Origin of the sequence: Sulfolobus sp. E5-1-F (assembly GCF_009601705.1) — an archaeon.
Lineage (GTDB): Archaea > Thermoproteota > Thermoprotei_A > Sulfolobales > Sulfolobaceae > Saccharolobus.
Genome location: NZ_CP045687.1, coordinates 339,803 through 363,488, shown reverse-complemented (window position 1 = coordinate 363,488; position 23,686 = coordinate 339,803). Strand labels below are relative to the sequence as shown.

At 33.4% G+C, this 23,686-nt stretch carries 23 protein-coding genes and 2 pseudogenes; 13 read left to right on the top strand and 12 right to left on the bottom strand.

Annotation, left to right across the window (positions count from 1 at the left end; genetic code table 11):
* Nucleotides 1–162: 162 nt before the first annotated feature.
* A complete protein-coding gene (locus tag GFS03_RS01935) occupies nucleotides 163–570 on the top strand; it encodes a winged helix-turn-helix domain-containing protein (protein WP_153422252.1) in 408 nt (135 codons plus the stop codon).
* Here the strand turns inward: GFS03_RS01935 and GFS03_RS13735 are convergent.
* Nucleotides 557–844, bottom strand: a complete 288-nt coding sequence (locus GFS03_RS13735) for a hypothetical protein (RefSeq protein WP_153422251.1) — start codon at nucleotides 842–844, stop codon at nucleotides 557–559. The genes GFS03_RS01935 and GFS03_RS13735 overlap by 14 nt on opposite strands.
* Nucleotides 845–955: 111 nt before the next feature.
* Here GFS03_RS13735 and GFS03_RS01925 point away from each other — a divergent pair, with 111 nt between their 5' ends.
* Together GFS03_RS01925 and meaB are read left to right on the top strand one after the other, a co-directional pair.
* Nucleotides 956–1,381: a cobalamin B12-binding domain-containing protein gene (locus GFS03_RS01925; protein ID WP_153422250.1), complete on the top strand. Its 426-nt coding sequence runs from the start codon at nucleotides 956–958 to the stop codon at nucleotides 1,379–1,381.
* Nucleotides 1,371–2,318 carry a methylmalonyl Co-A mutase-associated GTPase MeaB gene (gene meaB / locus GFS03_RS01920; protein ID WP_153422249.1) on the top strand — a complete coding sequence of 316 codons (948 nt, stop codon included), beginning with the start codon at nucleotides 1,371–1,373 and terminating at the stop codon, nucleotides 2,316–2,318. The genes GFS03_RS01925 and meaB overlap by 11 nt, the downstream gene beginning before the upstream one ends.
* Here the strand turns inward: meaB and GFS03_RS01915 are convergent.
* The 4 genes and pseudogenes from GFS03_RS01915 to GFS03_RS01900 form a co-directional block, all read right to left on the bottom strand.
* Nucleotides 2,307–2,444, bottom strand: a pseudogene (locus GFS03_RS01915) (DUF2250 domain-containing protein); the annotation flags it as partial. The gene meaB and the pseudogene GFS03_RS01915 overlap by 12 nt on opposite strands.
* Before the next feature lie 17 nt (nucleotides 2,445–2,461).
* Nucleotides 2,462–3,514, bottom strand: a complete 1,053-nt coding sequence (locus GFS03_RS01910; RefSeq protein WP_153422248.1) for an ISNCY family transposase — start codon at nucleotides 3,512–3,514, stop codon at nucleotides 2,462–2,464.
* Between the two features lie 77 nt (nucleotides 3,515–3,591).
* Nucleotides 3,592–4,098 (bottom strand): annotated as a pseudogene (locus tag GFS03_RS01905) (DUF2250 domain-containing protein); the annotation flags it as partial.
* Nucleotides 4,095–4,688, bottom strand: a complete 594-nt coding sequence (locus tag GFS03_RS01900) for an alpha/beta fold hydrolase (protein WP_153422246.1) — start codon at nucleotides 4,686–4,688, stop codon at nucleotides 4,095–4,097. The pseudogene GFS03_RS01905 and the gene GFS03_RS01900, both read right to left, overlap by 4 nt.
* A 133-nt stretch (nucleotides 4,689–4,821) precedes the next feature.
* Here GFS03_RS01900 and GFS03_RS01895 point away from each other — a divergent pair, with 133 nt between their 5' ends.
* Nucleotides 4,822–6,066 carry an NAD(P)/FAD-dependent oxidoreductase gene (locus tag GFS03_RS01895; RefSeq protein WP_153422245.1) on the top strand — a complete coding sequence of 415 codons (1,245 nt, stop codon included), beginning with the start codon at nucleotides 4,822–4,824 and terminating at the stop codon, nucleotides 6,064–6,066.
* A gap of 6 nt (nucleotides 6,067–6,072) precedes the next feature.
* Complete coding sequence (locus GFS03_RS01890) at nucleotides 6,073–6,741, top strand: DUF1641 domain-containing protein (protein WP_153422244.1); 669 nt, start codon at nucleotides 6,073–6,075, stop codon at nucleotides 6,739–6,741.
* Here GFS03_RS01890 and GFS03_RS01885 read toward each other — a convergent pair.
* Together GFS03_RS01885 and ppcA are read right to left on the bottom strand one after the other, a co-directional pair.
* Nucleotides 6,731–7,540 (bottom strand): ATPase, encoded by an 810-nt coding sequence (locus tag GFS03_RS01885; RefSeq protein ID WP_153422243.1) that lies wholly within the window; start codon nucleotides 7,538–7,540, stop codon nucleotides 6,731–6,733. The genes GFS03_RS01890 and GFS03_RS01885 overlap by 11 nt on opposite strands.
* Nucleotides 7,537–9,072 (bottom strand): phosphoenolpyruvate carboxylase, encoded by a 1,536-nt coding sequence (gene ppcA, locus GFS03_RS01880; protein WP_153422242.1) that lies wholly within the window; start codon nucleotides 9,070–9,072, stop codon nucleotides 7,537–7,539. The genes GFS03_RS01885 and ppcA overlap by 4 nt, the downstream gene beginning before the upstream one ends.
* A gap of 80 nt (nucleotides 9,073–9,152) precedes the next feature.
* Between ppcA and GFS03_RS01875 the strand changes: the two genes are divergently transcribed.
* A complete protein-coding gene (locus GFS03_RS01875; protein ID WP_153422241.1) occupies nucleotides 9,153–9,602 on the top strand; it encodes a peroxiredoxin in 450 nt (149 codons plus the stop codon).
* Here GFS03_RS01875 and GFS03_RS01870 read toward each other — a convergent pair.
* A complete protein-coding gene (locus tag GFS03_RS01870; protein WP_153422240.1) occupies nucleotides 9,594–11,099 on the bottom strand; it encodes an NAD(P)H-hydrate dehydratase in 1,506 nt (501 codons plus the stop codon). The two genes, GFS03_RS01875 and GFS03_RS01870, sit on opposite strands and share 9 nt — an antisense overlap.
* A gap of 258 nt (nucleotides 11,100–11,357) precedes the next feature.
* Here GFS03_RS01870 and GFS03_RS01865 point away from each other — a divergent pair, with 258 nt between their 5' ends.
* From GFS03_RS01865 to nurA, 5 genes are all read left to right on the top strand, one after another.
* A complete protein-coding gene (locus GFS03_RS01865) occupies nucleotides 11,358–11,906 on the top strand; it encodes a rubrerythrin (RefSeq protein ID WP_153422239.1) in 549 nt (182 codons plus the stop codon).
* Nucleotides 11,907–11,995: 89 nt separating this feature from the next.
* On the top strand, nucleotides 11,996–13,498 hold the full coding sequence (herA, locus tag GFS03_RS01860; RefSeq protein WP_153422238.1) for a DNA double-strand break repair helicase HerA: 1,503 nt from the start codon (nucleotides 11,996–11,998) through the stop codon (nucleotides 13,496–13,498).
* Nucleotides 13,498–14,646 carry a DNA double-strand break repair protein Mre11 gene (gene mre11 / locus GFS03_RS01855; protein ID WP_181443772.1) on the top strand — a complete coding sequence of 383 codons (1,149 nt, stop codon included), beginning with the start codon at nucleotides 13,498–13,500 and terminating at the stop codon, nucleotides 14,644–14,646. The genes herA and mre11 overlap by 1 nt, the downstream gene beginning before the upstream one ends.
* Nucleotides 14,643–17,237 carry an AAA family ATPase gene (locus GFS03_RS01850; protein WP_153422236.1) on the top strand — a complete coding sequence of 865 codons (2,595 nt, stop codon included), beginning with the start codon at nucleotides 14,643–14,645 and terminating at the stop codon, nucleotides 17,235–17,237. The genes mre11 and GFS03_RS01850 overlap by 4 nt, the downstream gene beginning before the upstream one ends.
* On the top strand, nucleotides 17,234–18,253 hold the full coding sequence (gene nurA / locus GFS03_RS01845) for a DNA double-strand break repair nuclease NurA (protein ID WP_153422235.1): 1,020 nt from the start codon (nucleotides 17,234–17,236) through the stop codon (nucleotides 18,251–18,253). Before GFS03_RS01850 ends, nurA begins: the two co-directional genes overlap by 4 nt.
* On the opposite strand, the gene GFS03_RS01840 is transcribed toward nurA, so the two are convergent.
* The 3 genes from GFS03_RS01840 to GFS03_RS01830 all read right to left on the bottom strand — a co-directional run bounded on the left by GFS03_RS01840 (nucleotide 18,250) and on the right by GFS03_RS01830 (nucleotide 20,349).
* Nucleotides 18,250–19,065, bottom strand: a complete 816-nt coding sequence (locus tag GFS03_RS01840; RefSeq protein ID WP_153422234.1) for a cation diffusion facilitator family transporter — start codon at nucleotides 19,063–19,065, stop codon at nucleotides 18,250–18,252. The two genes, nurA and GFS03_RS01840, sit on opposite strands and share 4 nt — an antisense overlap.
* Before the next feature lie 143 nt (nucleotides 19,066–19,208).
* Nucleotides 19,209–19,886, bottom strand: coding sequence for a class I SAM-dependent methyltransferase (locus GFS03_RS01835; protein WP_153422233.1), 678 nt, complete (start codon nucleotides 19,884–19,886; stop codon nucleotides 19,209–19,211).
* Complete coding sequence (locus GFS03_RS01830; RefSeq protein WP_153422232.1) at nucleotides 19,873–20,349, bottom strand: hypothetical protein; 477 nt, start codon at nucleotides 20,347–20,349, stop codon at nucleotides 19,873–19,875. Before GFS03_RS01830 ends, GFS03_RS01835 begins: the two co-directional genes overlap by 14 nt.
* A 103-nt stretch (nucleotides 20,350–20,452) precedes the next feature.
* On the opposite strand from GFS03_RS01830, the gene GFS03_RS01825 reads away from it, so the two are divergent.
* A complete protein-coding gene (locus tag GFS03_RS01825; RefSeq protein WP_153422231.1) occupies nucleotides 20,453–20,863 on the top strand; it encodes a Fur family transcriptional regulator in 411 nt (136 codons plus the stop codon).
* Here GFS03_RS01825 and GFS03_RS01820 read toward each other — a convergent pair.
* The gene (locus GFS03_RS01820) at nucleotides 20,837–21,760 is read right to left on the bottom strand and encodes a nucleoside hydrolase (RefSeq protein WP_153422230.1); all 924 of its coding nucleotides are present in this window, start codon (nucleotides 21,758–21,760) and stop codon (nucleotides 20,837–20,839) included. The genes GFS03_RS01825 and GFS03_RS01820 overlap by 27 nt on opposite strands.
* Before the next feature lie 161 nt (nucleotides 21,761–21,921).
* On the opposite strand from GFS03_RS01820, the gene clsN reads away from it, so the two are divergent.
* Nucleotides 21,922–23,685 (top strand): SMC-like protein coalescin, encoded by a 1,764-nt coding sequence (gene clsN, locus GFS03_RS01815; RefSeq protein ID WP_153422229.1) that lies wholly within the window; start codon nucleotides 21,922–21,924, stop codon nucleotides 23,683–23,685.
* The last annotated feature ends 1 nt before the right edge of the window (nucleotide 23,686 follow it).

Below are 23,686 nucleotides of genomic sequence, written 5' to 3'. Positions count from 1 at the left end.
TAAGAACTAACACCTATCTTAGTAAGCTTTCTTAGCACTTATCGATTTATGAGAACTTTCAATTTAGTTATTTGAATAAACTGAAGAGTACATTTAGAATGGGTAGAATCTAGATTTTTTAGATCGAAAACCTTATTTGTAACGTTAAACTATTAGTAGTTAATGGAAGAGGAGCTGACAGGGACTGCTAGGAAAATATACCTCTACCTTCTTAGGCAGAAAAGACCTGTTGGAATTAGAAAAATACAAAAAGATCTTAATTTGAGTTCCCCATCCATTGTAAGTTATCATATTAAGAAACTAATCGATGATGGTCTCGTTAAGGAAGTTGATGAAGGGTATATAGTTACTAAGGTAATATTAGAAGATTACGTAAGGTTTAGAAGTGCGGTTGTGCCTAGATCTGTCTTTCTTACTTCTTTTCTAGTCTCCTCACTTGTAATTCTTATATATCTTATTATAAACCATCCCTTTTCGGCTGACATATTTTCGTTAGTAGTAGTTTTTATAATCACCATAATTTCAGTTTATGATGTAGCTAGAAAATATAAAAAACTTAAATCTTTGTAATGTAATAATAGAACAAAAGGACAGTAACAAAAGAAAGAGAAATTGTAAACAAAGATGGATAAATATAGATAGGATTCTTATCACTGGACCACATAATAAAGTCTAGGAGAAAGGATCCAAATTGGGCAATTAAGAAGCTACCAAGCAATACTAGAACTGTATTTAACTTCCCTCTAAATTCTTTTCTCATCCTTATAAATTCTAACGCTATCAAGCAAGATAGAATCAGTGCAATTATTGCAATAGAGATATGAAGATACCACATCTTAAACATATGATGAATGATTAACAAGTTGACATTATTAAACTTTTACCCATATTTATCGGCCTCAACAATTGACAAAACAATAAGCGAAAAGTTTAAACGTTTTAAGTATTAGTAATAATGATGAGTAAGACAAAAAGAATTAAGGTGATCGTAGCAAAACTAGGTTTAGATGGTCACGATAGAGGAGCAAAAGTGGTTGCAAGGGCGTTAAAAGATGCGGGAATGGAGGTAGTATATACTGGATTAAGGCAAACACCAGAACAGATAGTAAAAGCTGCATTGCAAGAGGATGCGGATGTCATAGGAATTAGTATATTAAGTGGAGCTCATTTGGAGTTAATACCAAAAGTAATAGAGACAATGAGACAAAATGGGTTAAATGATGTAGGACTAATAGTAGGAGGAGTAATACCTCCAGAGGATATTAAGAAGTTGAAAGATATGGGAGTGGATGAAGTATTTCTACCTGGAAGTAGTCTTAGAGAAATAGTAGAGAAGGTTAAAAAGATAGCAAGGCAAAAAAGAGGTATAGATGTTGAATAATAATTTACAAAAAATAATAGAAGAAGCCTTAAATGGAAATGAACTAGCAATAGCTAGGTTATTAACAAAAATTGAGTATATGACCGATGAAGGAATAAGCGCATTAGGAGCCCTCTCAAAGAGATCGGGGAATGCACATGTAATCGGCATAACTGGAATTCCTGGAGCAGGGAAGAGCACTCTAATAGGCGGATTAATCCAAGAGTATGTAGCTAGAGGACATCGAGTTGGTGTAATAGTAATAGACCCATCTAGTCCATACACTATGGGTTCATTTATGGGAAATAGGTTAAGATTTCAAGATAAGACGGTTCTCAAAAACGTTTTCGTAAGAAGCATAGCATCTAGAGGATATCTTGGTGGGATTTCAGCAGAGGCATTAATGCTTACTGAAGCTCTAGATGGATTAGGATATGATAAAATAATAATAGAGACCGTTGGAGCTGGTCAAACAGATACAGAAGTAGAGCAGAGCGTTCACACAATTCTAGTAGTATCAATACCAGGTGCGGGAGATGATATACAAGCGTTAAAGGCTGGGATAATGGAAATTGGAGATATATACGTTTTAAATAAGGCTGATAGACCAGATGCTGAATTAGCGTTTAATACATTAAAATTCGCTATAGATAGTGCGGAAATTTCTTACAGAGATGGATGGAAACCACTTATCGTTAAAGCTATAGCGACAAAAAATGAGGGAATTAGCGAATTGGTAAACAATATAGAAGATCACCTTAATTACTTGAAACAAAAAGAGTTGTTCAAAAAGAGAATAATAAATAGAAGAGCTAAAATAATTGAGTTAATAGTGAGAAGGAAAATAGATGAAATTATAAGTGAAATAGTTAAAAAGAACTATGACACAATTACAAATGAAGAACTTACAGAGGCTATCCCTAAAGTTATACATAGTGTAAAAGAACTACTTAGGTAGAATACCTTTTCTTTTCATCTCCCTAACTACTAATTCTCCAATCCTTGACAGACCATAATATTTATGATGAGTCCTTGTTTCTTTTTTCGGCTTAGCTTTTCTATCGGCAAACTTAATTATTTTCGAATAGTACTTTATAGATTTTATCGTAGTCTGAATAGTTTCTTATAGTCAAAGAAGTATCCATAAACGTTTTTCAAGTACCTTGAGAGAGCCTTTACACCAAGGTGGGAACCGAGCTCATACTTCAAGATGTGGAGGAAGTTCACAACTAGGCCAACAAGCTTCATGTATCCGAGGATCTTGACTACGCTCTTGAACGAACTGCTCCTAAGGCCTAGGACCTTCAAATCCCTTATCATAGTTTCAACATCCCACCTATTCTCCCAAGTCGTTATTACCTCCTCAGAGGTCATGGTTAGGTCGGTTGTGAAGAAGTACCTCCTCCCGCAACCTTTATAATTATTAACTACAATTAATTTAATAGGAACGCCGAGGTACGTGACGGAGAACTCTCCCTCGGGGAACTCGGCGACCGGCACGGATCTACCTCCCTCGGTAACCCGCGCGCTCGCCTTAAGTTCCGAAACAACACCGGGCAGAAGAGTTCTCTCGTTCACGTACCACGAATCGAACGCTATTGAACTAACGTTAAATCTCCTCCTCACTTTCTCTATCAGCTCAATCGTGATTTCGATCTTCGTTCTGAACTGGACTGGCTTCCCTTCTTGTTTCAAGATATTCACGACTTTTTGTGGTAGGTAGATCTCGAGGTGGATCAAGTAGACCTCGTTGGTTTCCAAGTCCCTTATTGTGGCTACAAGGATTTGGTGTGCTGGGATGTAGGTTTTATCCTTCCTGGAGTAGAAGAATTGGGTCATGTGAGCTGAGACCCACGCGGCTTTAGCGTAGTATTTCTCGTTTAGTGTGTCGTCTATTGAGAGCTGGACCTTGTGTTCCCCTACTAATTCCTTCACTACTTCGATTAGATCGACCTTAGCGACCTCCTCTAACTTCCTCAAGGCGTATTCGTAGTCAATTCCAGCCGTGGTGCACTTGGCCCTCATTGATCCATCCTCGATCAGAGATGCACCCAGTAACTTCACTAGGGATTTACTGCCTAGCGTCTTCTTCACTTTCTCTAGGTACTTCCTTACCCTTGTAAATCCCTTGTTGAAGAGACTCGTTATTTTCATTGTTTAGTCTTGGTATTATCATCCTAAAAAGTTTTTAAGGTATTTCAAATTGACGTCATTTTCAGGAAACTACTATTCGAATTCTTTTCTTCCAATAATCCCATTCTAACTAGCTCTTCAATCTTTGGTGTAACTTCTTCTAGCCTTTTATGAGTCAATTTCGCATATGTTAGTGCATGATCTGCATTAAGTTCATCTGCCAGTTTAAGAATATTTAACGCTAAATTATCATTTCTGATAATCTCTATATAGGTATGGATTAACATCTTATCATCTAAATATCTTAACAGATGATCTCCTTCTCTGGTGAGTCTATAATACGTGTGATGCTTATGTACTTCCGAACTAAGTTTAAATTTAGCTTCAGTATTTTTTAAGGTCGCGCCATGTACCCTCTCTATTAAACCTAAATTTTCAAGTTCATCCAATATCTTAATTATCTCATCTAAAGGAATTTTTGTATTTAGCATTATCGATTTACCATAGTCTACATTAGCAAGTTTCAAGTGTTTTAGAATAGTAAGGTATCTCATGTCCCTTAATATTATCCTAAGTTTCTCGTCTGATTGCTCTTTACCACTCATTTCATCCCCTTGAGAAAGCTAATAAGTTTGTCATTGAACATGTTGGGATCATCTAAGTAACAAGCGTGGTTCTTACCTATAATTTCTAGCCTCGCATTTCTCAGTTTGTTCAATATTAACTCATAATTCCTTTTTGGAGAGACAGTATCATGAGAGCCCCAAATTAATAATAAGGGGGCATTATTTAGTTTTGATAATTGATCCTCGAATTCCTCTACACCTACAGCACCTACTAGTATTAGCCCAGAAACAAATTCAGTATATTTAAGACTAAACTCTAACACTGCCTCTCCACCCATTGATGCACCAAGTAATATTGCTTTATTAATTCCGAGAGTCTTCATGAAGAGATTTATAAACTCTGAGAGAGAAATTCCTTCTATCCTTTCTGAAGACCCAAATCCTGGAAAGTCCACGGAAATAGCTTTATACCCCGAAGTCGAAATCACATTAACCGTATTAGTCTTTACCCATGTTTCTGCGTTAAATCTCGCACCATGAAATAAAAGAACGGGGAAACCATCTCCACTCTCAATGTAATGGATCTTATGTCCGTTCACTACTACGAATTTATCCAGCAACTTCTGCATAACTAATTACTTGTTCAAAAAGTTATAAGCTTTTTTACATTTTTAACAGAATGAAATACTTAATGATAACTTTAGAAAAAGAGAGACATTAAAGTTTATAGAAACAAACCTTTATAAACTTTAAATTAAATTAATGAAATTGATACTTATGACAAAAGTACTTGTTTTAGGAGCTAGGTTTGGTGGCTTAAGTGCAGCATATACTCTAAAAAGACTAGCTGGAAACAAATCTGAAATCAAAGTCATTAACAATACTAGATTTTCATACTTTAGACCAGCGTTACCTCATGTAGCTACTGGAGTTATTGACGAAGACGAGGTAAAGATAGATCTAACTAAAGTACTACCCGAAAAAAGAATAAACTTTCAGCAAGCTACAGTGGAGAAGATAGATGCTAGTGGTGGCCTTGTATATTACACTAAACCAGATGGGAGCAACGCAGAAGAAGATTATGACTATTTAATTATAGCTCTGGGAGCTCATGTAGGTACAGAACTAGTCAAGGGATGGGACAAGTATGGTTATAGTGTATGTGAACTAGATTATGCTCTTAAACTAAGAGAAAAATTAAATAATTTTAAAGGTGGAACGATAGCAATAGGATCTGGGTTATTTTACCAAGGCAAGACCCCTAAGCCTAAAGTCCCAGAAAATTATATACTTGTTGCAGATGCAGCATGCGAAGGACCAATATTCGAAATGTCATTAATGTTATCAGGATACTTTAAGAAGAAAGGTATGCTAAATAAGGTGAAACTTGTCGTATTCTCGCCCGGTGAATATTTATCAGATCTCTCTACAACGTCAAGAAAGATAGTTAGAGAAATGTATAGACAGATGGGAATTGAACTAGTTGACAACTTTAGGATAAGAGAAATTAGAGAAAATGAGATAGTAGATGAAACTGGAAAAGTAATTAAAACTGACCTGACCATATTAATTCCACCGTATACTGGAAATCCAGCCTTAAAGAACTCTACACCAGATTTGATTGATGATGGTGGATTTGTCCCAACCGATCTCAACATGGTCTCAATAAAGTACGATAACATTTACGCAGTAGGTGATGCAAATTCCCTTACAGTACCTAAATTAGGTTATTTAGCAGTAAAGACAGGGAACGTAGCCGCCCAACATTTAGCTACAAGATTAGGAGTACAAGTAAAAGTTGACCAATACTATCCTACTATAATATGTGTTGCTGATAATCCCTTTGAAGGATTTGGAGTAGCTGTAAAAGATGATACATGGTATGGAGGTACTACTTCAATAGCGTTACCTTCACCAATAAATCATATAAAGAAGGAATTATTCCATAAGTATTTCATTTGGACTAAAGGGGACATGGCGTTAGAAAAGTTCCTAGCGAGCTGGTGAATTAAAGTGACTAATGGAGAACTTTATGCGATAGACAATTTACTAAAAGATGAAAAACTCGATAGTCTTAGCAAGATCCTAGACGTAATAAACATTACTGATAGACTTGGAATATTTGATTTAATTAAGGGAATATTGGAAGATGAAAACACCATAGGAAAAATAATAGAATCACTTACTAGCGATGACGTTTTAGAATTGTTAATGAATTGGAATAAAATCATAAAGACCGCTGTACTATTTATTAATGATGATAAAATATACAATATACAGTTTTTGATAAATCTTATTGACAAAGTTAGAAGTAAAGGTATCTTAGACCCCATAATTGGAATATTAGAAGATGAAGAAAGCTTAGGGAAGATAATAAATGCTCTAATAAACGATTTCACATTAAGTCTAATTAATCATTGGAATGAGATCATTAACGATCTTTCGAGAATAGATCTAACTAATTTTAAATATTATACTTTATTAGTTTCTGCGACTGGAGAAGCGTTAAAAACCGAAAATGTAAAACCCATAACTAATATTTGGGAAATTTACAAGTTATTAAAAGATCCGGATATTCAAAGAGGATTAGGAGTAGCTGCATCTGTACTAAAACACATAGGAAAATTATACGTACCAGACAAGGGATTAGCTTTCGAGGTAGAGAAAAACTCTAAGATTTAAGTAATATATCTAGAATCTCATCTTTAGCTACTCTTTCTCCTATATCTATCTCAAAACTTTTCATTATTTTTATATACTTTATAAGAGTAGAGACTCTAACATTCCACGGTGGTATTGAAAATAACGATAAGACCTTCCTAAATTCCTCGCCTTGAATTAAAAACGCTTTTGTAGGGGTGACTGTAAATACATAATCTACATCAGTTGAATTATAAGTAGGAGAAGCCGAGTCGTTATAGGACTCTATTATCACGTTTTCATAATTTCTAAATATATCTATGCTACAGTTGTCAACTAATTGTGGAGAAGCATCTATTATTTCTCTCATTTTGTCGTATGATTTAGCATTGAATTTTAAGGCGAGATTTCTGGTAAATTTCAGTATCGAATTCGATACATATATATCTGCATTACTGTTTACAAAATACTGATCCATCCCACTAGTACAGTCACTTAACCTTATTAAATATGGAAATCCATATTCCATTATCATATTATATAGAGACACGTTGTAGCTTATCTTTTCTAAATCTATAGGAACGAAAAGAACTGCAAATGGATTAATTCTCCTAATATCATATTTAGTTTCATCATAATACTTTAAAGCATCATTTCCAACTAGTGTTCCTAACTCTTCACTTCTTATTAGAGTGTTAAAGCTATACCACGCATTGTGTCCAGCAATTGGCTTAAATGGGAACAATTTGATTCCTACTTGATTAAACAGTCGAATTATGGATAATGAAAATGTTGTCTTACCCGAATCCAATTGTAGTAAGCCGTTTACTAGTATTCTCATCCCAATGATTTTCTAATTAATGCCATCTCATATAAATACTTCTTAGATTCTTGAAGGATTTTCTCTTTTAATGAAAGTAAAAACAGCGAAGACATTAGGATGTGTTTTCTACTATCATAATCTACAGCGCCCAACTTTATCCCTATCACGTTCTCCGCGTAACTGATATCTTCCTTTATCTTTGCTATAACATTCTCACTAATTTTCCATATGTCTTTAATCAATTCCAATGACTCCCAATTAAAGAATTTTGCAGCAGTTTGTAGGTCGTGTTTAAAGTTAACATAATTTTGCTTGAATATGTCCCATTCTTTCTCATTTAAATTACCTAAGGACGAAATCCCTATTAGTTCTGGTGGTATTCCTATCGAATACAATGAGGCTACGAAAGAAATTGCCCTAGGTAAGCTAACCTTACCAGCATTTCTAGAATATCCAAAAAGGCCAATATGAAGTTTTCTAGCTCTTCTTCTAGGAATTAACACAGAGACATCATTTATGGCATTTGCTAAACTTTCTATAATTGGTTGATAGCGCTCAGTGTATAAAATTGTTATCTTTCTCAGAACCTCCTCCTCATAGTTTTCCAATATTTTAGCTGGGCTGATCTTAGAGTTATTTATTGAAGAAATTGCAGTCTTTACTTTATCATAATCATAGTCATACTTAAACGCTGATTGAATAGTATATGTATAAACTCCTTTGTACTCTTCCAATACATTCATATAGTTTTCCGGAGATAGATGACCTCTAAATGGAAGTGAACCAACACCAATTATTGGATATATCTGTAAGTTTAACGATTGGGAGAGCTTGTATAACTTACTTAAAGCAATCTTTACTGACAGAACAGCAGATATCATACCGTAATTCATCGCTGGATCTGACCTCGCTAAAAAGACTCTTATATACTTGGGTTTAATTACCTTAAAATATCCCTCTACTATATCGTTAATATTTTGAAGAGAATCCCTATCTTCAACTAATGGTATAACTTCTATGGCCTTAGGATAAATTTCTCCAACTAAATCCTTTACTTTTACACCATCATAAAGTTCTAGTTCGTCTTCATTTGCAACTGCTTTTTCATAGTATTTAGCTACACTTATTATCTCTAAACTACTAGTAGTCATTGGTAAAATTACCTCAAAAACTGGTACTGTAATACCATTTCCATAAAATTTTTCTGCCAGGTCGTAAGTTATTGGAATACTCTCCATAGTTTCGGCAAAAACTTTTCTATCAGCACCTTCTACCTTTGGGTTAGGTAACCTATAAGTTAAAAACACATTTTTACCTAAAATATGTTCCTTGAAATATTCTGGATAGTTTGACAATAACTTTCTCACTACATGAGTATCTACATCTTTTCCCTCTGCATCCCACATTACCTCGTGAACTCCATACATACTATAAGCTAAGAAGGCTTCCTTAACTTCATCTTCTCCTTCAATAACTTCACTTTTTGCCCACTCTGGTACTTTTGCATTATCGGGATGTTGTGTTGACATAGTACGAGGTATGATTCTCATTTTACTAACTGACTATGGGAAAGAAGTAAAAATATTTTGTCTAAATTCTTATATTCGAATTACGCAAGAATTGATTTAGTATGAACTTGGGAGAAGAAGCACCGGATTTCGAAGCTGAATCTACTCTCGGAAAAATTAGATTATCTAATTATAGAGGGAAAAAAGTAATATTATACTTCTATCCAAAATCATTTACTAGTGGTTGCACAAGGGAATTACAAAGATTTACTGAACTATATGATGAATTCAAAAAATTAAATGCTGAAGTAATAGGGGTTAGTGTAGATAAACTTGATACCCAGAAAAAATTCGCAGAAAAATACGGAGCTAAATTCCCAATAGTTGCTGACGACCAGAAAACAATATCAAAACTTTATAGTGTGTTAAATGAAAAGGGGACTAGTGCACAAAGAGTGACTTTCATAATAGACGAAAATGGTAAAATAGTAGATGTCTTGAAAAATCTGAAAAAAGCAGAGGAACATGCTGACAAGGCACTGGAAATAATAAAGAAACAGACTTCAACTTAGAATCCTTTTATACAATTTTCTTTTGAACGAATCCAAAGGATTGTTTATTACATTTGGAATTTCATTTATTATATCAGTAGGGGTTAAATGAGCTCCGAGCCTATTATATGCCAAAGTTCCTGCTAGACTATTTATGAAAACCCCTAAATATGCGGCTTTGAATGGTTCAATTTTTTGAGCCATTAATGTTGCTGTTATACCAGTTAACGTATCCCCACTTCCACCTACTGTCATACCTGGGTTACCAGTTTTATTTAATTTAAACCTTTTACCATCACTTATTATGTCAACATATCCCTTAAGTAGAACTGTACACTTGCATTTATTAGCATACCTAATTACTTGGTTTATTCTATCTCTTATGTTCTTACTCGGTTCTTCTCCAAAAAATATTTTGAATTCACCTGCATGAGGTGTTATTATGGCATTTTCGTATAATTCGAACCCACTTATTGCCTTAAGTGCATCGGCATCAATAACAGCTAGTTTATTCTTCTCTTTGAGATAGTTTACAATTATTTTAGAAGCCTCAATACTCTCCTCTGCTAGTCCCATTCCCGGACCTATAACTACCACATCTGACTTATCTATCCATGATTTCAATTCTTCAAAATTTTCTGGGGAAATGTTCTTTCCCCTTAATTTTATTGTAATTAGGTCTGGAGAATAACTTGCTATAATTCTAGCCGTATCCTCTGGTGACGCTACATAAACTAGATCAGCTCCAGTTCTTAAAGCACCCATAGCAGCTAGAGTAGGAGCGCCGCTAAAAGTATAGCTTCCGCCAATTACCAGTACTCTTCCACTATCACCTTTCTTGGAATAATAAGGTCTATTGCGCATATTGACCAGCAAATCTCCTGGTCCAACATATATTTCTGCCTCTACTGGAATACCTATTTTCTTAACTACAGTATTGAAATTATACTTTAACAAGCCTAGCTTAATATCATGGAATGTGACTACTAGATCTGGTTTAACATACTCACCCTCATACGCTTCTCCAGTATCAGCATTTATCCCGGAGGGAATGTCTATAGAAACCTTAAACCCTTTACTATTATTGAATGTTTTTATTGCACTTCTAAATGGTTCTCTTGGCCTTCCAGAGAATCCCGTACCTAACATAGCATCGATTAAAATATCACCAGATACAGGCTTTAGTTCATCCACATCTTTTATCTCAACTAACGTTATTGAATAGTCCATTTCTTCTATAACATTAAGATTAAGGATTGCATCCTCGTGTTTATTTTCTCCTAATAAAATTACGGTTACTTTAGCACCTTCATCAGCTAAATGCCTCGCCGCAACTAATCCGTCACCACCCTTTCCACCATGTCCTACATAAACGTATACTACCTTATCCTTTACGTTAAATCTCTTTATTATTTCATCTTTAACCGATCTACCGGCATTTTCCATGAGTAATAATGTCGATACGCCTAAGGCAGAGCTGTTTATTTCTAAAGCCCTCATTTCTTTTACCGAAATCATATACTTTCCAATATAAAAAATGGGTATAAATGTGATTCAGTCGCGAGTTACTACATCATTAATCAGGATTGGAGTTATTCATCACGCTAACCTTAAATAGGAGGAATATCATTATTATTTTAATTGGTACTTCTTTATGAAAGCTTTCTAGTAATTTAGGACAGTATTATTATGTGTGATGGAATGATAACAATATTAAGTTAGACTATAATTAAAGTTTATAAACCTTGGGTTAATATATTAATGTAGGTGTTTGATATGGCTCTCGGAAAAGAAACCGAAATGGGTCTAAAGGAATTATTTAAAGCAAATGCAGAAGATTTCATGTCATTAATGTTAATAGCCGAAAAATTAGAGCAACTAGGAAAGAAGGAAGAAGCTAAGGCATTAAGAGAGAAGGCATTAGTAGAATTAGGACATGCAAAGGCAATCTTCGAGACCTTATTAAAGAATCAAGAGTTAAGTGGAATAGTAGGAGAGATGGCTAAAGAAGAGCAAGAGCAACACGTGAGCGAGTATAATAAGGTTGCAATGACAGCAAAACAAGAAGGACACGAAGACATAGAGAAAATGCTATGTAGTTTTGCAGATCAAGAGGCTAAGATTGCAGAAACAATAGCAAAGGTTTCTAAAGTTTTAAATGAAATGGCTAAAGAAGAGGACATGCAACATATAAGTGAATATAATAAGGTTGCAATGACAGCAAAACAAGAAGGACACGAAGACATAGAGAAAATGCTATGTGCATTCGCTGAACAAGAAGCGAAAATCTCTGAAACAATTAAATCTGTTGCCAAAGCCTTGTAAAACTATTTTTTGATTTTTAATTTTTAGTAGGTATTACTCTTCTACGACGAGTAAGCCATTTTAAGAAGCCAATAGTATTTTATCTATACATGATAATTGGTTATGTAATTGGTCAAGCTACAACGCAAGAGGCTTTAATATTAGCCGAAAGGCCAGTCAGACTAGGAACTTATGTTGTTCTAGAATATGATGATGTAAAGGCCCTTGGACTAATAACTAACGTAACTAGAGGTAGCCCTATGCTAGATGATAATATGAATGATATAGAAATCGTTCAAAGATTAAAACAATTCAATAACAGTATACCCGTCTATACAAAGGCAAAAGTAAAATTGTTATGTGATATGAATAATCACTTTTTAATGCCCGATATACCTCCGTTCGCTGGAACCCCAGTCAGAGAGGCTGAAGACGAAGAGTTAAAAAGTATTTATTCTCAAGATGGTCAGATCAGAATAGGGAGCTTAATAGGTAAAAACGTAGAGGTTAAATTAAATATAAATTCCTTTGCTAGGCACTTAGCTATTTTAGCCGCTACTGGATCTGGTAAATCAAATACAGTAGCAGTTCTTTCGCAAAGAATTTCTGAACTTGGAGGATCTGTTCTTATATTTGATTATCACGGAGAGTACTATGATAGTGATATAAAGAATCTAAACCGTATTGAACCTAAACTAAACCCTCTTTATATGACCCCAAGGGAATTCTCTACGTTACTAGAAATAAGAGAGAATGCAATTATACAGTATAGGATTTTAAGAAGAGCTTTCATAAACGTAACTAATGAGATAAGACAAAAGCTAAAAGAAGGACAAATACCATTTTCAACTCTAAATAGTCAGTTTTCTGACCTAATGAAAAAAGAACTGGAAAATCAAGGAAATAGTGACAAAAAGGGTAGTGCAAAGGACGAAGTATTGAATAAGTTTGAAGAGTTTATGGATAGGTATTCAAATGTTATTGATCTTACATCTTCAGATATAATTGAGAAGGTAAAGAGAGGAAAGGTAAATGTTGTAAACCTAACGCAATTAGATGAAGACTCAATGGATGCAGTAGTCTCACATTATTTAAGAAGAATCCTAGATTCGAGGAAAGATTTTAAAAGAAGTGGAAATAGTGGCCTTAAATTCCCAATAATAGCTGTAATAGAAGAAGCTCATGTTTTCTTGTCTAAAAACGATAATACTTTAACCAAGTACTGGGCGTCCAGGATAGCGAGAGAAGGAAGAAAGTTTGGAGTTGGATTAACAATAGTAAGCCAAAGACCCAAAGGTCTAGATGAAAATATATTAAGCCAAATGACGAATAAAATTATTTTAAAGATAATTGAACCAACTGATAAAAAATACATCTTAGAGTCAAGTGATAATCTAAGTGAAGATTTAGCTGAGCAATTATCCTCCTTGGATGTTGGTGAAGCTATAATTATAGGTAAAATAGTTAAATTACCTGCAGTTGTAAAGATAGATATGTTTGAAGGAAAATTGCTTGGATCAGACCCTGACATGATAGGGGAATGGAAGAGAGCAGAGGAAAATGAAAGAATAGCTAAAGGCTTTGCTGATTTTGGAACAGAAATTGGTGATTAATGATGGTACAAATTCTACATATTTCCGATACTCATTTAGGCAAACGACAGTACTCCCTAGTAGAAAGGGAAAAAGATATTTACGAGGTTTTCTCACAACTGATCGACATTGCAATTAAAGAACACGTTGACGCGGTAATTCATTCTGGAGATCTTTTTGACGTTTCGAATCCCACTACAAATGCATTAGTAATTGCTGTTAAAATCCTAAAAAAGCTAAAAGATGCAAATATACCATTCTTGTCAATACCAGGTGATCATGACACACCAAAGAGAAAAGGTTACCTTATTCCTCATAATATCCTAACTGAAATGGATTTAATCAGAACGTTGAATTACGATAAACCATATATTATTAAAGACATAGAACTATATGGAATTCCCCATATTCCCACAGTTTCAAAAAGTATCTTAGCTAACGCATTATCCTCTTTAAAGCCGAAGTCAAGTAGGAGTATCTTACTACTACATCAAGGAATAAAACAGATATTACCATATGATGGTTCGTGGCAGATGGAATTAGGAAGTTTACCTAAAGGTTTTGGATATTATGCCTTAGGACATATACACACTAGGTGGAGACTTATTCAAGATGACGGTTCAATAGTTGCAATAGCTGGATCTCCTGATATAATGAGAGAAGAGGAAATAGAAGGGTATGAAAAGTTTGGAAAAGGGGCATACCTAATAGACTTTTCAAGAGATCTGCCTATTCTAAGCACAATAAATATTCCAGTAAGACCACAAAAAATTGTAACTATAAATACAAAAAATGTAAAAGGTGATGTATTGAAGATAAAGGACGAATTAGCTAAAAATAATAAAGATGAAAGTAAAAAACCGATATTGCAAATTATTGTAGAGGGCGAAAGAATTAGAAAAGATCTACTTTTTAGAGAGTTACTTCCTTTAAATGATGTTACGCTCTATTATAGAATATATAAGGATAACACTATTCAAAGTGTAAATAATTTAACGTATACCTTACCACAAGATAAGGGATTAGACAAGATAATAATCGAATACCTTACTAAATATGAGAAGTTTAACGAGGAGGAAGCCAATTTAATTTTGCAAATGATAAAAAATGTTGATTCTGACGAGATAATAAATGAGATATTAAAAAGATTAACAGGTGTTGGCTTATGAGAATTGACAAAATTATTTTGACTAATTTTTTAAGTCATGAACGCAATGAAATACAGTTTCTGGGGGAAATAAATGTAATAGTGGGACAAAATGGAGCAGGTAAAAGCTCTATAATAGATGGCATTGTATTCGGTTTATTTAGAGCCCACAGTAGAGGAAACAACGATAACTTAGTAAGAAAAGGTTCAAATAAAGCGAGCGTTAGCTTATACCTTTCTGATGAGAAAGATAAAATAGAGATAATAAGGGATGTAAAAAGCACTGCGGAAGATAGGTTAATAAGGAATCAAATACCAGTTGCACGCAGTGCAACTGTAGTATCTACTGAAATAGAAAAAATTCTAGGTATTGATAAAGATATTGCCCTATCAACAATAATAGTTAGACAAGGAGAATTAGATAAAATTTTAGATAACTTTCAAGATATTATAGGAAAAATTTTGAAATTGGAATCAATTGAGAAGCTCATTGATAGCAGAGGTCCAATAGTGGAATTCAGGAAGAACTTAGAGATCAAGTTAAAGGATTTAGATAGAATAGAACAAGATTATAATACTTTTAAGAAGAGCTTGGAGGAGAAGAATAGTAGATTATTGGAGTTAAGAAAAGATAAGAAAAAACTAGAGGATGAGATAAAGAACTTGGAGAATCAAATAGCAGAGGTAAAGATACAATTCGAAGAGTATGAGAAGAAAAGAAACCAGTACTTACAATTGACCACTATCTTAAAGTTAAAAGAGAGTAAATTAAATGAATTAAGCAGAAATATAGAAGACCTAAGGAAACAAACGGAAAGCATGGAAAAACTTGAAAAAGAAGTAAATGAACTTGATAATTTAAAGAGTATCAAATTAAAATTTGAAAAATATGATGTTTTGTCGAGCAGGTATAAGGAAATATCTGATAATGTGCTTAATTTAGAAAAAGAAATTGAGGAATATGAAAAAACTATCAAAAGAAAGAAAGAACTTGAACCGTATTTCCTAAGATACAAGGAATTAGAGAGGAAGCTAGAAGAACTAAAGCCAAAATATGAAGAGTATCTTAAACTGAAATCTAGTTTGGACTCTAAACTAAATTTAAAAGAACGTTTAGAGAAAAACGCAAGTGAGCTTTCTAAGGATATAGATAAGGTTAATAGTCTAGAACAACAACTTGAGGAGACTAGAAAGAAACAACTTAACCTTAAAGCTCAACTAGCCAAAATTGAAAGCTTAATATCCGAGAAAAATGAGATAATAAATAATCTTAGTCAAGTTAAGGGGGAAACTTGTCCGGTATGTGGAAGACCACTAGATGAGGAGCATAAGAAAAAAATAATAGAAGAAGCAAAAAGTTACATTTTACAATTTGAATTAAATAGGAATGAACTAGATGAGGAACTAGAGAAAATCACTAGTGAATTAAATAAACTTGAAAAGGAATACAAGAAACTTTCAAATAATAAGGCAAGTTACGATAATATAATAAGACAGCTTAAAGAGCTGAACGATGAAATAGAAAATCTTCATATTAAGATTAATTCTTTAAAGGATATAGAAGAGGAAATCAGTAGAGTAAATAGAGAGATAAAAGAACTAAAACAGTATTATGAAGAATACATGAGACTATTTAAGTATAACGAGAAGGAACTTAATGACAAAAGAGTAAGGCTAGATGAAATGAAAAAGAAGAAAATAGATACTGAAAAAGAAATGAGAGAACTAGAAAGTGAATTAAAAGGATTAGATAGAGAAGCTCTTGAGGGTAAAATTTCGGATTTGGAAAAGAAAAAAATAATGTTAGATGAAATAAAAAAGAAGAAAGGAATACTAGAAGATTATATACAACAAGTTAAGACACTACAAGAAGACGTTAAAAATTTGAGATATGAATTAAATATTATACAATTTGATGAAAATAAATACAATGAACTTAAAGCGAGTCTAGATAGATATAATGTTAGTCTTAAGGAAAAAGAAAATAAAAAAAGTAAAATAGAGGGTGAGTTGGAAAGTTTAGAGAAAGAAATAGAGGAAATAAGTAATAGAATCAAGACTTATGAATTACAGCTAAAGGATAGAGAAAAGATAATCAACGCTATTAATAAGTTAGAGAAAATAAGAGCTGCATTAGGAGAACGAAAATTACAGAGTTATATAATCATGACAACGAAACAATTAATCGAAAATAATCTAAACGATATAATATCGAAATTTGATCTCTCAATTAAAAACGTAGAGATGAATATTACACCGAAAACTAACAGAGGAAGGGGGAGTAGTGCAGATATACTAATATATACAAATAATGGCGATACCTTGCCTGTAGTATCGCTTAGTGGTGGTGAGAGAATTGCCTTATCTATAGCTTTGAGGTTAGCAGTGGCTAAAGCGCTAATGAGTAATACTAACTTCTTCATTCTTGACGAGCCGACAATTCACTTAGATGATCAAAGAAAAGCATATTTAATAGAGATAATCAGAGCTGCGAGGGAAAGTGTACCTCAGATAATAGTGGTTACTCATGATGAAGAGGTAGTCCAAGCAGCTGATTATGTTATTCGTGTTGAAAAGAGAGGTAATAAAAGTTTTGTGAGGGAGGAGACTTGATAAGAAAAATATATGATAAGTTAGCTGAAAATCATAGTGAGATAAAAAATCAGATTTACAATATTGCTAGCTATCTTAAGCAAGAAATACAAGAGAAAGTGAATCAATACTGGAATGAATATGTTACAAAGAATGAATTAAGCGATAATTGTAAATTTGTAGCTATTGATGGGGGGTCTTTTAGCAAACCAATGAGAATAGGGATAGTTTATGCTGTAGGAGCTGAATCTGTAATTGGAGATAATAAAGGAGTAAAGACATTAAGTGAAGAGGGTCAAATAGGAATATTCAAGCCAGGTAACGACGCCCAAGAAAGAATATCACTACTAATGGAGGCGTTGGAATTATCATTAGCCTTAAGGGATGGAAGTAAAGGAGATTATATTCTAATGGATGGAAGTTTAAACAAAAAGATTGGCAATAAAGTTAATATTCGACAACTTTCTGATGAAGAGTTAAAGCTGATTAAGAATCTCGATTTAAATAGTATTATTAGCATAAGAGATGAGAGAAAAATGAGAGATTTGTTAATGTTGCTTAATCAATTTCTTGTGAGTAGAATTATAGAGGAATATGATGGTAAGGTTTTGTGGATATCTAAAACCAGTAGGGGGAGAGATTTATTTGATACAGACTATCCCGACATAACTGTTTTTGAACTGTTTACTGAAAAAAGAGGATTTTCAAAATTAATAATCAAAAATATAGATGTTGAAAGAATTTCTGAACTACCCGAAATTGAGATATTAAGAAAAATGGAATATACTACTTTCTATACTAGATTAGATAATGGTAAGAGAGTCCTTAGAATAGATATAATTGGAAGAGTAGATGAGAAAATAGTAAAAGAAATAATGGATCATTTGAGTGAAGTAAGTATTAAGGGATATCCATTTCCACTATTAAAAGCTCATATAGACGTTAGATTTTCAAGGATGGATAGGGAAAAAATAATAAGGTTAATGGGAAGCAAGCTTCATAAAGATATCGAATGGTGGCCTAGCCAGTTTTATTAATCGTCATCACACGTCTCAAATTGAACTGTTACATGAGAAATACCATATTTTTCTCTAAGTAGAGTACAAATTGAACCTCTTATCTTATCAGCCTCAGCTATAGTCAAATTTGGTGATGTCTTAACGTGAAGTGTTGCAACCTTTACATGATCACAAATTGACCATACATGTAAATGATGGATACCTGGGGAAATTTTTGTAAGCTCTTTCATGATACTGTCAATTTTCACTGGAGAACCTTCCATAAATACCAGAAAAGATTCCTTCAATAATGGAATGGAAAGCGCAAAATTTAGTATTACTATTGTAATAGCTCCTACTGGATCCAATTCACGTATCCCGGAGATAAGCATAACAACACCTATAACAAAACCCACTATATATCCTAGAAAGTCTGATATGATGTGTATATATAATCCCTTCTTACCTAAGTTATCCTTTTCTTTAGGAGATGCAAAGTAAGTTAGAATTGACGCTAAGGCTGACGAAATAATTAACACTAAAGAACTATTAGTAGTTTCCTTAAACAATGATGTTATAGAAGTATATGCCACGGTGAGTGAAAGGAGGATAATCGTAAGGATATTAATCATAGCAACAACAACTTCTAGTCTATGTAATCCGTAAGAAAATCTCCCTTCACTTACTTCATTAAGCCCTATAAATTTTAGAGCAATGATTGAAAATGTAATTGTTAAGAAGTCAATCAATGCGTGAGAAAACTCTGCTAAAATTAATGGACTAAAAGAAATATAATAAGCTACAATAAAAGCAAGAGATGTGAACAACGTTAATATAAAAGTTCTTTGCACAATGAAGAGATAGGTGGGTAATATAAATAAGTCTTTTTAAGGTCTACCCTAAGAGAACCGTTATAAAAATTAAAAAGGCATTTTTGCGTCTAAGCTGTAATGGAAGAAAGGTAAGTTGATGGGAAAAAATATAATCTAAAGTCTTAAAACTTAAAGATAGGGTCAGCAGGATCAGCCCCCGAGTGTCTATTAAGACTCGATGAAAGGGGCTCCGATTTATTAGGGATAGCTTCCACACAGATGAATGACCCACTATCATCATTATAAGTTTCCTCGATTTCAGTTTCACTTATATCTTTTAGCGTGGACCTAATTCTTGAGATTTTCATGAAATCGTTTATAATTTCGTAAAGCTCTCTCCTCGATATAAAATGAGCAAATGAATAGTACCTATGTCCACTTTTACCCAGCTTCTCATAATATTCGCCCCATGGTGAATCTCTAGCAATAAAACAAATAACTGCCCTTTCTTTAGTTATCCTAGCTATCTCCTTTATGAATCTCTTTACATCTTCTATAAAACAGACGGTAACGGAACTAAATATACATTTAAATGAGTTGTCTCTGAAGGGTAAATGTAAAGCGTCAGCTAGAACTTTCTCGTCACTTTTACTTTCTTTTAGCATAAGTAACGATATGTCCAGAGATACAATCTTTCCTCTAATTTCCTCATGAAAAATATCTGGCCCTGATCCTAAATCTAAACAATCTTTAAGGTTAAAACTTCTAACTACTTTTTTCTCACTCTCGTATAGCTTATTGTGAAGTTCGTACCATCTTTTATAACTCTTTGGATTATTAAATATTTCATCTGTCCTCATGCTCTCTCTCACTTACTCTTATTATTTCCATTAATATTTTAATTTTAGTTGAAATATCATCGAGGAAGGCTATCAAGTCCTCTCTCCTCCTCCTTAGAGCTAAGGAAGTTGAAAACGAAAACTCTGAAAGTCTACTCTCTATAAATTCTAATTCCCTTTCAATCTGTGTCTTCAAATTTTTATATGTTAAGTAAATATCGAAAAGATCAATAGTTATAGTTTTGTCATCATCTCTTAACGAGTAAAATGGACATAAATAACAAAACAGAGGATGAGGAATAATCCTTCCATTAGATATCCAGCTAGCAAGAACTTTACTTTTTGACGAAATTTTTTTACAATAACCATAGACGAAAAATGCACAAGAATCACGTTTTCTGTTACCCTCCAGAATTATTTGGTCATAATTGCGTATTTTATGTGAAAGAACTATATCAATTGATAACTCCCTAAAGTTTTGCATTATTATATAATACTCACTTAACTTTATAAACCTAGATTTAAGGTTTAATAGAGTTGCAGATAGGAGAAATTTTAAATTACTCCAAAATAGAAATGAGTACAGTATGGAAGTTGATCTTGCAAACTTGTTGAGGCAAAGAAACCTTAAGGTAACACCACAAAGAATAGCAATATTAAAGCTAATAATGAGAGGGGGTCATTATAGCGGGGAACAAATTTACGAAGAACTTAAAAAAACAGAACCTAGTATTAGCCTTTCCACGGTTTATAATACGTTAGAAACATTAAAGGAATCTGGAATACTAAATTCCTTCGAAGCAAATGGCATAACTTGGTTTGAAATTAATAGAAAGCCTCACATCAATGTTTTTTGCACAGATTCTAATAGAATTATTGACCTGGATATGGAAATGGATAACTTTATGGATAAGTTAGTTAAGTCTGGCTTAGACGTAAAGAATGTTAATATTATAGTATACGCTGATTGTTCAAAACTCGGAAAGAGTTCTGAATAGAAGATTTTTAAACTTGTTACCATCTGCCTTTAATACAATTTCAGCATTCGGCTTATTTTTATACAAATTGTACCAATCTATTAACATCGCTCCTCTTGATTTTGAACATAATTCTATATCAACATACTTTTTGGAAGACTCTAAGATAATCGACTTATCATAGGCTATAGAAACTGTTAAAGAATCTGGATGAGTACTACCAGATATGCCTTGATTCTTGGTAGTATACTCCTTTAATGTCTTATTTACGTTAATAAAGAATTTTGAGAGCTTAGTATTAAGTTTGGAGATAAATTCCCAATCTTGCTCATTTAAAGAACCACTTGATTCGGTAACTTCCCAAGGAACAATAGTAATATCAAATCCTGCGTCTAAAACTATTTTTGCAGCCTCAGGGTCTACCCAAAAATTGAACTCTGCTATGGGGGTAGTATTGCCCTTTGAAAAAGCACCACCCATTATCCAAATCTTCTTTACACGCTTTACGATTGATGTATCTTTAAGATAGGCCAAGGCAATATTTGTTAAAGGAGAAACTGCAAGTATTTCTAATTCTCCGTCATATTCTTTTGATAATCTGAGTATAGCATCTATTGCATGCTCTTTTTCTGGCCTTTTAGTAGGTTCAGGGTACTCCCAATTACCCATTCCATTACTTCCATGAACTTCCTCAACTGTCCTCCAATTTCCTAAAATAGGTCTTTGTGAGCCTAAATAAACTGGTACGTCTTGCTTACCGATGTACTCTAAAGTGAAAAGAGCATTCTTAACCTCTTGATCATAATTTACATTTCCAGCAACTATGGTCACACCTAATAACTCGAAATATCTAGATGCGAGCAATATTGCTATAGTGTCATCGCTTGCAGTATCTGAATCCAATATAACTTTTCTCATAAAAATCTAGCACCTCTACAAATATGATAAACCGTAAGTATCTAAAGTCTTCTCTGTTAAAGTTATTGAGAAAGAACATTTGTAGATTCAATCTTTTCTACTACACTAGAACTAGACAGTAGGAGAGAGTTTTTATACCAGTTTATATTTAATACCACTAGATGAAGGTTAAAGTATTTAATATAGGTGGCATAACACAAGACTATAGTCTTGATATAGAGAAAGGAGTAACATCATATGAAGCTCCAAACGCTTATGGTAAAACATCACTAGTAAGGGCATTAATATCTTTACTGACATCTAGTATTAAGGCAGAAGATTTACTTAATGTATTTGCAGATAGTGGCTATATAGAAGTAGAATTGGATAACAAACTTTACTATAGAAGAATAAAAAGAATAAAGAATGGATTGAGCGAAGATAAAAATCTAATTATGGATGATGATAGAGCATTACTACTAACGTATTTCTCTCCAGAAAACAAATTAGTAACCCAAATATTATCTGGAGACGGTAATGTAGAGTGGTTTATATCTGCTACATCAAAGATAAATGAGATAAAGGCAAAAAAGGAGGAATTACAGAAACTCCTAAACGCTGAGATAAACGCCAGAGATGAATTACAGAAGAAATATAATAATATTAGAGAGATACAAGCTAAAATAAGGGCGATAGATGAGGAGATAGACAAACTGGAAAAAGAAAGAGAAAGCAGTAGCAATATAGTAGCTAAGACCACATATACAATAACACTAACCAGGCAGAATAAGATAAATGAAATATTAAACAAAATAAAGGTTAAGAAAGATGAATTAGCGAACTTAGAATTTGCATTAAAGAAGATTGAAGAAGAGATCCAGAATAAAGAGAGTAAAGTATCTCCAGATATAAAGGCTCAACTCCAGAAAGAGCTAGAAGAAATAAATGAGAAACTTAAGCTGAAAACCTCTGATAGATCTGAGTTAGAAATAGAACTTAAGGTGCTTGAACGTGTATTGGAAGAAGTGGACGAAAGTGATAAACATCATTTAGATACTTGCAACGTATGTGGAAGCAAAGTAGATCCCAGTATATGGAAAGAAAGAGCTGAAATAATATCAAGAGAATTAAGAGAGAAGACCTCACTTCTAGATAGCTTGCGTAATGATATAATAGGATTACAGAAAAGAAAAGAAGAAATTGACCTTAGATTAAAGGAATTACAGACTCTTGAGAATGAAATCGCAAAGCTAAAAGCTAAAAGGGAAGAACTAATCAATAGGATAGATTCAGTTAAGTTCCAAATAGATGATTTAGAAAGACAGAAGAGAGAGACAGAAGAAAGATTCAATAAATCCGAGTCATTATCAGGGGCAATAGTAACTAGTGATGATAGTGCAAGCATCTTAAAGAGAATAGAAGAGCTAAGAAAGAAAAGAGAAGAATATGAGTATGAGCTTCAACTATTAGGAGTACCATCTTCTATCTTAGAAGAATTAAAAGAAAAGGAGGAACATATAGAGCAATTACAGAAGAAAGTAGATGAGTTGCAAGTAGAATACATAAGAAGACTAACAAAGGCTAGGGAAGAATTTAACAGAATATCTAACCAATTACTGAGAAAATTCGAATTTGACATGGAAGCCGAAATTGACGGTAATTACAGATTAATTGTAAGAAGAAAAGGTGCTATAATTGATATAAAGAAGTTATCTTCGTCAGAGAGAACTACGCTAGCTTTAATATTAGTATTAAGTGCATTAAGAGCGTATTTCAAAACTCCTTACTTCATAATCGATGAGTCTGCAATGACATTTGATCAGAAAAGATTTAATAGACTATTAGAGTATTTAACTGAAATTGCTGACTACGTAATTGTGACTAGAAGTAGCGAAAACACAGAAATAAAGACAATACCACCTAAACAAATAGAAATTTCTAGTTAAA